The sequence below is a fragment of the Thiofilum sp. genome, assembly GCF_016711335.1.
In the GTDB taxonomy this organism is placed as follows: domain Bacteria; phylum Pseudomonadota; class Gammaproteobacteria; order Thiotrichales; family Thiotrichaceae; genus Thiofilum.
Genome location: NZ_JADJTF010000001.1, coordinates 3,303,252 through 3,316,096 on the forward strand (window position 1 = coordinate 3,303,252; position 12,845 = coordinate 3,316,096).

A 12,845-nucleotide genomic window follows, 5' to 3' on the forward strand; every position below is an offset into this window, starting at 1 on the left:
TAATCTCTCTCTATATTAAGCTAAGTGGTACGTGAAACTTAAAGGTACAACCTAGTCCCATCAAATTTTCATCCAACCAGATAGTGCCTTGAACTCTTTTCAGTAGTTCAGTAGATAGCCAGAGACCTATACCGTGTTTTCCCTCATCGCTACTAGCACTTGAGTACCCTATCTTGAATAATCTATCTAGATTACGAGTATGAATACCAGGTCCATTATCTTGAACAGCGATGCTTAATAAAGAGCTACTAGAACTTTTATCCAAAGATATACAAAGATTCACCAATCTAGTTTCATTACGATAATGATGTTTATCGCCATTAAGTATCAAATTAACCATTACAGTTGTTATGATTGCACTGGGTATACCTAACGTTATATCAGGTATCTGCCCAATTTTAAGCACCGTGTTACCCTCTACAAACGATGATTGTACTAAGCGTTCTACCTGCCTAACCACATCCACTAATTTGATGGGACTAAAACGATGGCTTAAACCTTGTAATAAAATATCAATTAGCTCAGTAGCTTGCTGAGTCTGCTCCTTTAACTGACTACCTAACTTAGCAAGCTTTGTAAGATTCATATCCTTATGCTCGATCATTAATCCTATTAAATGACCAATATTAGCTAAATTATTTAAATAGTTTTGATACTCGTGTGCCAAACTATGTACTAACACCCCGCTACTAATAAAATTGGCATGATGGTCTACCCAAATACGCCATGCTTTATCATTTAAACTTTGTATAATTAGCTGAGTAATTAAACCATGATAACTACTATTAGTAGCGTTGTAACCAATACCCAAAATATACTTAGTTTCACTGCTAATGCTAAGAAACTGCCAAACAGCTTTTTGATTATGAATACCTAGTAAAATATTTTTATCATTACTATAACTTAGCTCTGTGTACTTACCGCGAATTAAAACCTTTAAATCAGAGTGCTGTTCAATATAAGATAAATCATCTGGCTTAAATGGTATTGAGCCTATTCCAACACTCCAACTAAGGCTCTGTTTTTTTTCAACCTCTAGTAAAATAATAAAACTAGCCATGCCCTGCTGAATTATTTCATGTACTAGCTCAGGTAATTCTTTAGCACGATTAGGTTGGGCGAGTTGAGCTAAATTATGATAATAAGGTGAGGTGCGCCATAGATTATCGCTCTCCTCATGCTTTAGTAACTGTTCTAATTGATCTATTTTAATAGGGCGTACCAAAAAACCTTTTAAAAAAGGAAGCTTTTTACGCGCATAATCAATGTCTTTTTGCTCAATATAGCTCGAAATCAAAACGAAATCTGGTACTATAGACAAACCATCTTCTATTATTAACTTATAAGTTTGATCAATAAGCTCAGTTCCTTGATAAGGCTGAGGTAGCGCATAATCTACTAATACTAAATCAATGGCGGTGGATTTAATTTTTTCATACAAACTTTTAGCAGCAATACCTATTCGCCCATGAATAACCTGAATACATTCCACCTCGACTCCATTCTTCGTCAACAACTGACAAAGTAATTGAAGTTTTTTCTCTGTATCATCTAATACCGCTATTCTCTTACCTAATAGCAGTTTTTTTCCATCAATAGGTTGTTCTAGCTGCTTATCTTTGAAAGCTTGCAACTCGGTATTTGAGGCTAATAAGGTGGTAGGACTATAATAGGATTTATAATAAAAACTGGCATCTCGATGGTGAATACACTTGATTAGACTGGCTTCTGAAAACAGGGGTAATGATTTTAAATCTATAATCTCTAACTCTACCCAATCCTCTATCCATAACGATAAACGTTTACTACTAGGATTAATAGGGCGCTCAGTTAAGCTACCATCCTCCCAAGGTAACTCTTCTAAAGGTAAATACACACGAGCATCCGGTTGCTTGTAGCCTTTTTCATTGGGATGTAGCTGTACATAATACCCTATGAGATTATTAGCTTTTAAAACCTCAGCTACTACCTGTCCCTTGACTAACATCCCTATTTCTAGAGGAACCTCATCCTCTGAACGCTCAGCCCAGCGCTCATTGACATAATAAACGCCCCCATCCTCAGTACGCCGATGCATCACTAAGACCTTAAGCTCTTTACCAACTTGATATTCATGTAACTGCCCCATGAGCTGCTCAGACTTCCAAGCCTTACTATCACTTTGATATAAACGTAGTAATTGCCCACCCTCTAGACGAAGATCGCAGTTATCCAAGCGCTGTACGACAATACGAGCGGTAACAACTTGGTTAATTAAATTCACTGGCGGGATATGCGGCATGCTGACTCTCACCTGAACAGGGATTAACCAAGCATAGCAGTAATTATTAACCTTGCCTAGTGAGATTCGAGTGTGCTTTAACTAAGAATCAAACACCTCCCACCCTGCTTTAATCCGTAATGCCGTAGTCATAAAACACAAAGCCGCAAAGCTATAAGCCAAGACGGGAAAATAACTGGGAAATAAACACATTAAAATAAATACTGCAATCGTTTCCGTAGCCTCGGTTAATCCCCCTAAATAATAAAAACCCTTTTCAGTATAAGCCGTGCTAGTCAAACCACGCTTGGCAGCAATGATTGCAAAAGCTAGAAAACTGCATCCCGTGCCAATAAAGGCATAAATTAATACTGCGGCGGCTAAAGCATTTTGAGCAGGATTTGCCAAAGCAAACCCTAAGGGAATGGCAGAATAAAACAAAAAGTCTAAGGTAATATCTAAAAAAGCACCTCGATCCGTGGGTTGTTGTAATCTAGCTATAGCTCCATCCAAGCCATCAGCTAGTCTATTTAACATAATTAAGATTATTGCAATTGAATAACAATCAAAATAAAGCGCGGGCAAAGTCAACAGTCCTAATACAAACCCTAGAATCGTGACCTGATTAGGACTCACTCCCTGAGCCACTAAACGCTGAGCCAAGATTGTTAGCACGGGTTTTAAGCGAGCTATAATAGTTTTATCTAACATCCCTTACCCCCTAATGCTGAATTCAACTGCACCACTCGCCCCCCCGCAGGTACATCTTCATGATCATGGGTTACCAATAACACCGGAATCTGTAAGGCTTGCACCTGCTCAAACACCCAATCCCTGACCTGCGCCCGCAAAGCACGATCTAATTTAGCAAAAGGCTCATCCAACAATAACGCCTGCGGCTGGGCTACTAAAGCACGTAACACACTCACCCGCGAACGCTGCCCACCCGACAAAGTAGCCGGATCACGCACATAAAACCCACCTAACCCCACCTGTCCCAACACCTGCTCAATATATTCTCGTCGCGCTTTACCTTTAAAAGTATTGGGCAAAGCGAATGCCAGATTTTGTCCCACACTCCAATGCGGAAATAACACATCATCCTGAAAAATAACCCCAATGCGGCGCTGCTCTATTGGCAACTGATTCAGCACTCGACTATTCAATTGCAACTGACCTTGTGCTTGAAATACTTCGGGCAAAGCTCCCAATATCCAACTCAAAAGCGTTGATTTACCACTACCTGACCCCCCCATTAGAGTCATGATCTCACCCTTGGCAATCGTAAGATTCAGGTCTGAAATCAACACTTGATTATTTTTTGCAATCGTCACATCACTGAGCTGAAGCATCTGTGCACTCGCTACTAGGTTATATTGCTGGAGCAGTCTTGGCGGCAGGGATGCCGCCTTGAAGCGTACAAGGACGTATTTACAGCGCCTGCGTAAGGAATACAACCTAGTAGCGAGTAACTCAACGCAAGCCCACTCTATCCCGTGCTTGCCAATGTGCCAAACTATTCATTAGCATAAACATCAACCACGGCAACAACGCCTGCCCCACAGCATAGACCGCTAAAGTACGCCGATTTCCCCCCGCACTGAGCGCTACCGCCTCGGTCGTCATAGTATTAATCCGCCCAGCCCCCATCATTAAGGTAGGCAAATATTGAGCTACACTTACCGCAAAACCTACCGCTAAAGCTGCACTCATGGGTCGCCATAAAATGGGTAATTTCACCCACCACAACACCTGCCAATAACCATAACCCAAAGCTCTAGCACTCGTACTTAAGCGTGCATCAAAACCACGATAGGTACTCGCCAATACCAGTAATACATAGGGCAACACCCATAATAAATGACTCCAAATCAATGCCAGATAAGTACTCTCCGCTTGTAGGCGAATCACCACTTCATATTGTGCGGCTACCAAAGGCACTGCTGGCAGCACTAAGACCCAATAACTCACACCATCCCAGCGCTGTTTAATAGACTCCAACCACGCAACTACTAGCATTAAAGCCAACACACTACTCGCTACACCAATGACCACTGTATTGCCTAATAAACTCCAGTCTAATTGTGACCAGCCCTTAATTGTCCAAGTACTAGGTAAGAGTGCAGGGAAAAACCAATGATTCGCGAATGACCAGATCAATAATAGTAGCAAAGCTAGCCAGCCACTGAGCACTATACCAACCCCCCAAATAGGTTTGATAGGTAGGTGAACCGACTTCCAGCGCTTACCAGAGGGTGCTTGATTAAAAACTTGTAATACTTTGAAACTCAACCAACCGCAGATAGCCGCGCCCACTAGGATGAGCATTAAAAGTAGAGAAACAGCACTGCCCATCGCATAACGCTCAGGGTTAATGTCATTGAACCATTGCCAACCTAATACTGCCAAAGGGGGCGGAGTAGTAGGCGCTAAAATCAATGCCATATCTACCACAGACACGCTATAAGCCATGACTGCCAGTAAAGGCCAAGCCAAACGCGGGAGTATTTGCGGCAAAAGTACTTGCAACCAACCTTGTAGCCTGCCATACCCTAGACTTTGCGCGACTTGTAAAGCGCTTATCGTGCCTTGCTGTTGTAATACCGCTGCCAATACCCAGAGCAAAAACCAGCTTTCTTTTAAAGCTAGCGCCAGCATTAAACTCAACGCATAGGGATCTTGGGGCGTTAACCATAAGGGTGGACTCGCCCACTCCAAGACAGGTGCTAGTAAGCGGGCAATCAATCCACTGGGTGCAAGCAAAAACCCTAAACCCACCGCAAAGGCAGCGTGAGGGAATGCCAGTAAGAGCGCTAAGCGCCGTGTGAGCCATTGCCAAACTGTACTTGGATAAAGCACCATCATGGTACTTAAAGCAAGGGCTAAAGCGAGTAGTGTTGAGCCTAATGCAGAAATTAAGGTATGGCGCAAGGCAATAACGAACTGTGGCTCTTGCACAAGGACTTGCCACACAGCAAGGTTCATAGCAGGCTGAAGCACTCCACCCAATGCCCATAGCACTGGAAGGAAGATCAGACTCAATCCCAGTAGTGCCAGCCCGCGCAAAACTTATTGGCTACCGTAGCGTTTTAACCATTCTGTTTCTAGCGCTTCCACCCATGAAGCATGAGGTTCAGGTAAGGTTGGAACAGTCTCCGCCAAAGCACCCTTGGCTTTATTATTCATCGTGGCTTGTTGCTCAGTGGTGAGCTTGGTGACATCTACTACTGTAGGATCGCCCCAAATTTTCACATCTGCTTTACGAGCTTGAGCTTCAGGGGAAAGCAGGAAATTCGCTACCACTTGCGCCCCCTCTTTTGCCTTAGCATTGGCAGGAATCGCAAGGAAATGTACATTGCCAATGGTGCCTTTAGTAAACCCAAAACTATAGGCAGTATCGGGCAATTGACCACTTTCGATCAAATTCGCCGCTTCATTGGGATTAAAGGTTAGGGCTAATAGCAACTCACCATCCGCCAGTAACGGGATCATATCGGCTTGTGTCGCTGGAAAATTTTTACCCTCACGCCATGTCACTGGATGCAGCTCATCTAAGTAATCCCATAAGGGTTGAGTGTGTGCTGCCCATTGTGCGCTATCGACAGGCTGCTGCAATACGGCGGGGTCTGGAGTGAGTTCGGTCAATAATTGCTTAAGAAAGGTAGTACCGTGAAAGGCTGGGGGCTTAGGGTAAGTCACACGCCCCGGATTAGTTTTAGCAAAGGCTAGCAATTCAGCCGCCGAACGCGGTGGCTCGGCGACCTTGGCTTTATCCGCAATAAAAGTTAATTGTGCCATACCCCACGGAGCTTCGAGATTATCGGTACTTTCCGAAAAATCTTGGCGCACTGGTTTAGTTAAATCCACGTATTGCCAATTAGGTAGTGCTTCTACCCAATTGCCATACAGCGCGTTGGCTTGCTTAAGGGCTTTGAAATTTTCGCCATTCACCCACATTAAATCGACCGTGCCATCCGTCGAGCGTCCGGCGTCTAGCTCCGTTTTAATGCGTTTAACGACTTCTGCTGCATCGGTGATCTTGACGTGCTTGAGAGTCACACCATAACGCTCTTGAGTTTGTTGAGCCGCCCAATCAATATACTGATTAATGCTCTCACCGCCACCCCAAGCGTTAAAGTACACAGTTTGACCTTTAGCCTTGGACTCGACACTCGCCCAATCCGCCGCACCTACCGCTGTGGCAATCCCTAACCCTATTAAACCCGCCAACCACGCTGTTTTCATACCTATCCTTTAATTGCCTAAGAAATATAGCCGATACGCCGAACCATCATGTAATAACCCCACCCGTGGATTATTCGTAGCAGGCATACCCACTAGATTAAGTACTGGAATAGAATTTAAACCATATTGGTATTGATTGTTAGCTCGATTAAAGCTACCTTGGTAAAACTGAGTTTTGCTCCCCCGTTTAAAGGCATAAATCCGATACGCTGAACCATCATGCAGCATTTCCCAACGTGACCAATCGGTATCGGCAGGAAAACCCGTAATATTCATTGCTGGAATCGAGTTGTGACCAAATTTATAGGTTTCAGTCCCATCAACCCATGCAAATTGATAAAGCTTATTAGGATTACCTCGTTGCTTAAGATACAGGCGATAAGCCGAACCATCGTGCAACATGGCAAAGGTACTGGTATCAGCATCCGCAGGTGTGCCGACCAGTTTTAACTCTGGAATGGAGTCATAGCCATACTCATAGGCTTCGGTATCAGGATTAAAGGCAAATTGATAAATCGTATCTTTGCTACCTTTTTTAAAGGCATATAAGCGATAAGCTGATTTATCGTGCAGCATCGCCCAACGCGACCAATCAGCATCGGCGGGTGCTCCGGTGATCTGCATATTGGGGATGGAATTATGACCGTATTCATAGTTGGAGGTATTCGGAACCCATGCGGATTGATTGAGAGAAGCCGCTAGCAGTAGAGAGGGACTCAGCAATAATGCTGCTAATAGAGCACGGTATGTTGTCATCGTTGTCACCTTTGATTACTTTACACAGAACACTAACACTTTGAGCCTCAAGCTCGCAGACAGTATACGCTAAGCCTTCTTTGACGAATATCAATAATCAGAGTGATGTTTAAAAATTCTCTACAAAATATTCATGTCATCCCAGTCTACTTTGATTTTTCTATATACGCCTTCATTTTGATTGAGTAGCTGCACCTGTACTAGCTTTAATACCCCAACGGACACCATCAATGGTTTTAAAATAAAACACTCCATCCTCATTCATCGTTACGGCATTCGCATTTTCTTGCTCAAACCAAAACGCTGTTGCACAGGAACTATAACGAATCAAAGCAGGTTTTTTTACGAAAAAAGATAAAGGATATTGTTTTAATAGCCCACCTTTTTTATACAACCAAACCACTATAGGGTTCTTATCATCTCTCATTACATAATTAGCCACCTTAATAATACTTCCTTCATTATCGATCAAAATATCGTAGTTAGTGGAAAAAAATACTTACGGCTCGCCTCTGGATGAATATTATTGATAGTCCATAACTGCTGCAAACCACCATCCTGTTTGATTTTATAAACCACTCCGTAAGCCGGCTTTTTTTCAAAAAAATCATACCCCTGACCTTTTTGTTCCCAAAAAGTAGGTACCATCTTCAATAAAAACAGCCCATTATTAGAAATTCGCATTAGCGCTAAAGGTGAGTTTAAAACTTTAAGTTGATTAGCAGGAGAACGGTAGCGTGGCGGTGAACAAGCCAATGCAGCATCTGCTATTAAAATACTTCCCAACAAAAATGCTATTAATTTATATTTCATGTCAAGATACCAATTGTTAATTGATCAATATTATAGTTATTGCTTAATGAATAAAACAATAAAAAATGAATTTTTCACAACAATTGGAGGTAAAAAACTAATCCTTCGATACTTTATTTATTTTTAACGGCACTACCCAAGGATAGGGCATACTACCCAACACACACTCCACTCCATACACCTGAGCTAATAACGCTGGCGTTAATACCTGCTCCGGTTTGCCCTCAGCCACTATTTGCCCGTGTTGCATTAAACATAAACGATCACAATACCGCGCCGCTAATGCCAAATCATGTAAAACAACTATGCCTGCTTTCTCACCTTGTGCAAACTCACGCAAGAGCTGCATGGTTTGTAATTGATGCCCTAAATCCAGTGCAGCTACTGGCTCATCTGCTAATAGTAGTTGCGGCTCGGAGGCTAAGGCGCGTGCCAATAATACCCGTGCACGTTCACCGCCTGATAAAGTCGTCGCATCACGCTCACGTAATAATTCCAAATCGGTTTGCTTGAGTACTTGCTCTAATACTTGTCGATCTGCATCCGTCAGTTTTTGCCAAGCCGCTAAATGCGGTAAGCGCCCCAAAGCCACTAAACGCTCCACCGTTAAAGGCCAATGAATCGCTCCATTTTGCTCTAACCATGCAAGCGCTTTAGCACGCTCATTAGGAGCTATATTAATTAAATCATTACCTTGCCAAAGTACTCGCCCCGATTGAGGCTTTAATAAACTGGCTAATACTTTCAAAAGAGTGGATTTACCCGCACCATTAGGACCAATTAAGCCAATTAACTCCCCTACTCTCACGTCCATTGAAACCTGATTTAAAATCATGCGTTTGGCTTGGCTAAAACTGATGGCTTTGGCTTTTAATAGGCTATTACTCATAAATGCTGCCTCCTTGCACTTAAAATCAAATGCAAAAAGAACGGAGCACCTACTATTGCGGTTAATACGCCCACCTTTAAAGGCGTTTCGGTTGGAATTAATCTTACCCCAATATCCGCCGCTAATAATAAAGCCGCCCCCCCTAATGCCGATACCCACAATAAACGCCCTGCATCATACCCCACCCAAGGACGCAATAAATGCGGTATAACCAGACCAATAAAACCAATCACTCCAGTGATTGAAACCGTTGCACCGACTGCTAAGGCTATGGCTAAAAAGATGCGCCAGCGTAAGCGATTAGGATGTACCCCTAAGGTTTGTGCGGTTTGCTCCCCTAAGGTCAAAGCACTTAATTGTCGCCCTACTCCAATTAATAAACCCCAACCTAATACAGTAAACGGGAGCATTAAATAAAAATCATCCATAGAACGATCTGTTAAATCTCCCATCGTCCATAAAATTAATTCACGCATAGCATAGGGGCTAGGCGCTAGATTTAATAATAAGGACATTCCCGCTGTCGCTAAGGTATTAATAGCCACACCTGCCAAAATTAAGGTACTAATACTGGCATCTCGCCCCGCTAATATAAATACTAATAGAGTGGCTAATAAGGCTCCTACCATTCCAGCTAGGGGCAAAAGGGGTAAATTAAAAGCTGTATTAGTCCAACCAAAATATAATACGGTCACTGCACATAGAGCTGCTCCACTACTGCTACCAATTAAATCGGGACTAGCTAGTGGATTACGTAATAAGCCCTGCATAGCAGCACCACACAACCCTAAAGTGGCTCCGGCAAACAAAGCAATCAAGGCTCGTGGTAAACGTATTTCAGTTAAAATAATAGTCAATACCGAATCAACATTTAATGCGTTTGCCGCTTGCCAAATGGGTAAAGGATTACGTCCCACCCCTAATGAAGCGATAAAAAGTATGACCACTAAAACACTCAATAAGGCTAAGAGCTTACCTTGTTTCATTCGGATAATTTCCTAGTAGTTAATTGCAGGCGTGCTTGCGCTAAACGCTCTGCTACCTCTACCGACCAAGGTCCCGCACAAATGGTCATCGCACTAGGTAAATGAATCACTTGGGGATTAATGCCTGCCTTACGTAATGCGGGATGTTGTGGCAATACCTCAGCGCGTGACCAAGTATTATTACGATAGGGTGACTCAATCAGCGCTTGGGGTTTTAATTGAATCATGGTTTCCAGATCTAATTGCCCGTAGTGAGTAATACCTGCTAATTCCGCCACATTTTGCCAACCTGCTTGTTGAATCGCTTGTCCTAATAAAGATTCATTGCCGACGGTATAACCATTCGGCTCATAGGAGGCAATTAAGGGTTTATGCTCTGGAATAGAGGGTAATTGTCTTAAACGTTGCTGCATGTCATTAATGACTTGCTTACCCCGTTCAGGATGACCAATTAAACTTGCCATTCGCTCAATACCCTTTAAAGTACTCTCCCAGTTATCCGCAATGGGTAAAGTCTCTACGCGAATGTTTAATTCGCGCAATAAATTTAAAGTATTAGGGCTAGTATAATCACTGCTAATCACTAAATCGGGTTTAAAAGGCAATATATCTTCAGCTCGCCCTTTATTGGTAGGGTATTTTAAGGCTTGGTTTAATAAATAGGACGCCCCCTCTTCATGAGATAAATGAGTGATTGAGGCAATTTGCTCAGGATCGGCTAATAATAACAACCACTGATCAGTACACACATTCAGAGAGACTATACGCTGCGGTTTGGTACTATCTGCATACAGTGCAGTGGTAAGCATTAAACCACAGATCAGCATTAAAGTATTGATTAAATTAGGTAAACACATTAGGGCATACTTAGGTTATTTGGCAGGCGGCTCAAAGCCCTGTAGCATACGGCAAAACCTCAACCTTTGGCAGGAGCAGTGTCATGCACATTTTAATGGTAGGGACAGGTGGGATTGGTGCGTATTACGGGGCGCGATTACAACACGCCGGGCATAAAGTCGTGTTTGTAGCGCGTGGGATGCACCTTAAAGCTATCCAAGAACAAGGTTTAAAGGTCACGCACCCTACTTTACAATTTCATCAGCAAGTTACCATTTGCGATGAGGTAGAACTGCATCAAACTTATCCAGCACACGAGTTCGACTTAATTATTTTGACCATTAAAGCCGGAGCGACTGCGCAATGGCGTAATTCATGGAAAAACTGGCTGACGGCTACTGACACAAAAACCCCGATTTTATCGCTACAAAATGGTGTCGATAATGAGCGCCTAATAGCTGAAGTGGTAGGGCGTGAACGGACTATTGGCGGTTTAGCGGTACGTATTGGCGGGCATATTGTTTCCCCCGCTGTGGTTGAAGCGACTGGCATTGCACAAATTGTCATGGGGTATTGGCCTAATCATTCACAAAATCCTCCCCCTGCCGCCTTAACTCACTGGCAGACTGATTTTCAAACCGCAGGTATTCCTACTTTTGTGACAGCGGATATTCAATACGAATTATGGCGTAAATTATTGATTAATAATGGAGTTAACCCGCTCTCAGCCCTGACTCGTTTAGATACCCGCACCCTCACCTCACACCCCACTTATGGACACACGGTTTATCAACTGATGCAGGAAACCGCACAAGCGGCACGGGCGGATGGTGTCGCTATGTCCCAAGGAGATGTGGATGAAATGTTTAACTTAATCAAGAGCTTTGATGCGATTAAAACCTCGATGCTCGTGGATCGTGAGCAAGGTCGTCCTTTGGAGCTAGCCGCCATTAGTGGAGCGGTATTAGAGCGGCATCAACGCTTAGGTACTCAAGCACCCGTTACTGCCTTAGTGAGCGCTTTATTGGAACAAGGTTTATAAGCATTATGTCACAAACTTTTAAGCCTGCATGGTGGTTACGTTCGCCCCATTTGCAAACTATTTGGCCTGTTTTTATGCGCCACCGTCCTACTTTACCCCTCGTGGTAGAAGCGGTGACTTTAAGCGATGGCGATAGTATTCAATTGCAACGTTATGGTCGACCTAATTCACCTTACATCTTAGTGATTCACGGCTTAGAAGGCTCTCTTGAGTCGCATTATGCTAAACCGACCTTAAAAGCTTTATATGAGGCTGGTTTTAGTCCGATTTTCATGCAATTACGCGGTAGTGCCGGCATCCCCAACCATAAGCCCTATAGCTATCATTCGGGACGTACTCAGGATGTAGCGGAAGTGCTTGATTATTTAGCGGCTACGCAGCGCACTGTAGTGGGTTTAGTAGGTTTTTCGTTAGGGGGTAATCTCACTCTAAAATACATGGGTGAGGTGGGCGTCAATACCACCATTCGCGCGGCGGTCGCTATTTCTATTCCTTTTCAATTAGCGGCCTGTGCTCAACGCTTAGAGCAGGGATTTTCTAAACTGTATGGGCGGCACTTACTCAACGATTTAAAAAACAGCTATCGACGCAAATTTCACAATCGTCCTAAACCTTTAGCAGTAAACCTAGAACAGATTACTACCCTCTATCAATTTGATGACCAAGTAACCGCCCCCTTGAATGGTTTTAAAGATGCGGCGGATTACTATGCTAAAAGCAGCTCAGCAGCGTTTTTAAAAGCAATTCACTACCCTACCTTGATTATTCACGCTAAAGATGATCCCTTTATGACACCTGCCATTGTACCCACTGCCTCAGAGATCAGTGCAGCAGTTACATTAGCTATTAGCGAGCACGGCGGGCATGTCGGCTTTGTACAAGGTCAATGGCCTTGGCAAGCACACTATTGGCTGGATCAGCGTATTAGTCAGTGGTTGAGTCAACAACTCCATCCCATAACCTAATGAGGTAGTAGTGATGCACTGCTACCTCATTATGATGGTGGATTCATTAGCT

Annotated in this window: 13 protein-coding genes; 2 read left to right on the forward strand and 11 right to left on the reverse strand. The window is 43.3% G+C overall.

Annotation, left to right across the window (positions count from 1 at the left end; genetic code table 11):
- Positions 1 to 10: 10 nt before the first annotated feature.
- The 11 genes from IPL34_RS15560 to IPL34_RS15610 form a co-directional block, all read right to left on the reverse strand.
- Positions 11 to 2,281, reverse strand: coding sequence for a HAMP domain-containing sensor histidine kinase (locus IPL34_RS15560; protein WP_296842367.1), 2,271 nt, complete (start codon positions 2,279 to 2,281; stop codon positions 11 to 13).
- An 81-nt stretch (positions 2,282 to 2,362) separates the two neighbouring features.
- Entirely contained in the window at positions 2,363 to 2,971 is a 609-nt protein-coding gene (locus IPL34_RS15565; protein ID WP_296842368.1) for a CDP-alcohol phosphatidyltransferase family protein, read from the reverse strand.
- Entirely contained in the window at positions 2,965 to 3,612 is a 648-nt protein-coding gene (locus tag IPL34_RS15570) for an ATP-binding cassette domain-containing protein (RefSeq protein ID WP_296842369.1), read from the reverse strand. The genes IPL34_RS15565 and IPL34_RS15570 overlap by 7 nt, the downstream gene beginning before the upstream one ends.
- A 121-nt stretch (positions 3,613 to 3,733) precedes the next feature.
- Positions 3,734 to 5,245: a hypothetical protein gene (locus tag IPL34_RS15575; protein WP_296842370.1), complete on the reverse strand. Its 1,512-nt coding sequence runs from the start codon at positions 5,243 to 5,245 to the stop codon at positions 3,734 to 3,736.
- An 84-nt stretch (positions 5,246 to 5,329) separates the two neighbouring features.
- Positions 5,330 to 6,505: an ABC transporter substrate-binding protein gene (locus tag IPL34_RS15580; protein ID WP_296842371.1), complete on the reverse strand. Its 1,176-nt coding sequence runs from the start codon at positions 6,503 to 6,505 to the stop codon at positions 5,330 to 5,332.
- A 9-nt stretch (positions 6,506 to 6,514) separates the two neighbouring features.
- Positions 6,515 to 7,261, reverse strand: coding sequence for a hypothetical protein (locus tag IPL34_RS15585; protein WP_296842372.1), 747 nt, complete (start codon positions 7,259 to 7,261; stop codon positions 6,515 to 6,517).
- 172 nt (positions 7,262 to 7,433) lie between these two features.
- Positions 7,434 to 7,688: a hypothetical protein gene (locus IPL34_RS15590; RefSeq protein WP_296842373.1), complete on the reverse strand. Its 255-nt coding sequence runs from the start codon at positions 7,686 to 7,688 to the stop codon at positions 7,434 to 7,436.
- A gap of 41 nt (positions 7,689 to 7,729) precedes the next feature.
- Positions 7,730 to 8,074 (reverse strand): hypothetical protein, encoded by a 345-nt coding sequence (locus tag IPL34_RS15595; RefSeq protein ID WP_296842374.1) that lies wholly within the window; start codon positions 8,072 to 8,074, stop codon positions 7,730 to 7,732.
- Positions 8,075 to 8,171: 97 nt separating this feature from the next.
- Positions 8,172 to 8,963, reverse strand: a complete 792-nt coding sequence (locus tag IPL34_RS15600; RefSeq protein WP_296842375.1) for an ABC transporter ATP-binding protein — start codon at positions 8,961 to 8,963, stop codon at positions 8,172 to 8,174.
- Positions 8,960 to 9,949: an iron ABC transporter permease gene (locus IPL34_RS15605; protein WP_296842376.1), complete on the reverse strand. Its 990-nt coding sequence runs from the start codon at positions 9,947 to 9,949 to the stop codon at positions 8,960 to 8,962. Before IPL34_RS15605 ends, IPL34_RS15600 begins: the two co-directional genes overlap by 4 nt.
- Positions 9,946 to 10,806, reverse strand: a complete 861-nt coding sequence (locus tag IPL34_RS15610) for an ABC transporter substrate-binding protein (RefSeq protein WP_296842377.1) — start codon at positions 10,804 to 10,806, stop codon at positions 9,946 to 9,948. Before IPL34_RS15610 ends, IPL34_RS15605 begins: the two co-directional genes overlap by 4 nt.
- A gap of 83 nt (positions 10,807 to 10,889) precedes the next feature.
- On the opposite strand from IPL34_RS15610, the gene IPL34_RS15615 reads away from it, so the two are divergent.
- Complete coding sequence (locus IPL34_RS15615; protein WP_296842378.1) at positions 10,890 to 11,828, forward strand: ketopantoate reductase family protein; 939 nt, start codon at positions 10,890 to 10,892, stop codon at positions 11,826 to 11,828.
- A gap of 5 nt (positions 11,829 to 11,833) precedes the next feature.
- The gene (locus IPL34_RS15620) at positions 11,834 to 12,793 is read left to right on the forward strand and encodes a hydrolase (RefSeq protein WP_296842379.1); all 960 of its coding nucleotides are present in this window, start codon (positions 11,834 to 11,836) and stop codon (positions 12,791 to 12,793) included.
- The last annotated feature ends 52 nt before the right edge of the window (positions 12,794 to 12,845 follow it).

Bases quoted from the DNA above. Each gene is read 5' to 3' on its own strand.
- IPL34_RS15560 (WP_296842367.1), bottom strand. From the start codon at position 2,281: ATGCCGCATATCCCGCCAGTGAATTTAATTAACCAAGTTGTTACCGCT.
- IPL34_RS15565 (WP_296842368.1), bottom strand. From the start codon at position 2,971: ATGTTAGATAAAACTATTATAGCTCGCTTAAAACCCGTGCTAACAATC.
- IPL34_RS15570 (WP_296842369.1), bottom strand. From the start codon at position 3,612: ATGCTTCAGCTCAGTGATGTGACGATTGCAAAAAATAATCAAGTGTTG.
- IPL34_RS15575 (WP_296842370.1), bottom strand. From the start codon at position 5,245: ATGAACCTTGCTGTGTGGCAAGTCCTTGTGCAAGAGCCACAGTTCGTT.
- IPL34_RS15580 (WP_296842371.1), bottom strand. From the start codon at position 6,505: ATGAAAACAGCGTGGTTGGCGGGTTTAATAGGGTTAGGGATTGCCACA.
- IPL34_RS15585 (WP_296842372.1), bottom strand. From the start codon at position 7,261: ATGACAACATACCGTGCTCTATTAGCAGCATTATTGCTGAGTCCCTCT.
- IPL34_RS15590 (WP_296842373.1), bottom strand. From the start codon at position 7,688: ATGAGAGATGATAAGAACCCTATAGTGGTTTGGTTGTATAAAAAAGGT.
- IPL34_RS15595 (WP_296842374.1), bottom strand. From the start codon at position 8,074: ATGAAATATAAATTAATAGCATTTTTGTTGGGAAGTATTTTAATAGCA.
- IPL34_RS15600 (WP_296842375.1), bottom strand. From the start codon at position 8,963: ATGAGTAATAGCCTATTAAAAGCCAAAGCCATCAGTTTTAGCCAAGCC.
- IPL34_RS15605 (WP_296842376.1), bottom strand. From the start codon at position 9,949: ATGAAACAAGGTAAGCTCTTAGCCTTATTGAGTGTTTTAGTGGTCATA.
- IPL34_RS15610 (WP_296842377.1), bottom strand. From the start codon at position 10,806: ATGTGTTTACCTAATTTAATCAATACTTTAATGCTGATCTGTGGTTTA.
- IPL34_RS15615 (WP_296842378.1), top strand. From the start codon at position 10,890: ATGCACATTTTAATGGTAGGGACAGGTGGGATTGGTGCGTATTACGGG.
- IPL34_RS15620 (WP_296842379.1), top strand. From the start codon at position 11,834: ATGTCACAAACTTTTAAGCCTGCATGGTGGTTACGTTCGCCCCATTTG.